The 714-nt window shown below is 76.8% G+C and carries 2 protein-coding genes; one reads left to right on the top strand and one right to left on the bottom strand.

The features are described 5' to 3' along the window. A partial coding sequence (locus C1I99_RS33035) for a hypothetical protein (protein ID WP_158554130.1) occupies positions 1-366 on the top strand: 366 nt, incomplete at its 5' end. A 75-nt stretch (positions 367-441) separates the two neighbouring features. On the opposite strand, the gene C1I99_RS31795 is transcribed toward C1I99_RS33035, so the two are convergent. Continuing rightward, a partial coding sequence (locus tag C1I99_RS31795; protein WP_438941472.1) for a hypothetical protein occupies positions 442-714 on the bottom strand: 273 nt, incomplete at its 5' end.

Raw genomic sequence — 714 nt, forward strand, 5'->3', positions numbered from 1 at the left:
AGCCTGCCCACCGAGCGCCGCCCGGCCAGCCCGCCCCCGGTGGTGCTGCCCGCTCGGCCGGCCGGCGCGCCGGCGGCCCGGGATGTCGTCGAGGCGTTCCGGGCAGCCGGGCTGCGGGTGCCGAACCCCCGGGACCGTTCGGTCGACTGCGGACCGGACGGCCTCGGGCTCGGCTGCTCCGAGCTGATCGCCACCGACGCCGTCACCGTCTACGTCTTCCCCGACGAGTCCAGCGCCGGCGACGTCGCCGAGACCTGGAGCGGCGGGTCCTTCCGCCGGGGTGCGGTGGTGCTCAGCTACCTGGAGGCGAAGACCCCCGCCGCCGAGCGCACCCGGTACGAGAAGGTCCTCACCGCCCTGCGCTGACCGCGACCGCCACGCCACACCGCGCCGGACGCGGCTCGCACCGAGTGGGTCCGCCGCCGCGTCGAGCCGTCCGGGTCAACCACGCAGACGCAGGCCGCGTGGGGTGGGCCGGAACCCGGCCGCGGTGAGCGCCTCGTGCAGCGGCGAGGAGCGCACCGCCTCACCGTCGGCCCGTTCCACCGACATCGGGCCCAACGCTCCGGAGTGGACCGCGTCGGCGAGCGCCTTGCCGGCCGCCATCAGCGCGTCCGGGTCGGCAGAGAAGGAGAGGATCGTCCGCCCACCCCGCTCGACGTAGAGCACCAGGTCGCCGGCGACCAGCACCACCAGCGCCCCCGCCTTGCGCCC

This window comes from Micromonospora deserti (genome assembly GCF_003236335.1).
In the GTDB taxonomy this organism is placed as follows: Bacteria; Actinomycetota; Actinomycetes; order Mycobacteriales; family Micromonosporaceae; genus Micromonospora; species Micromonospora deserti.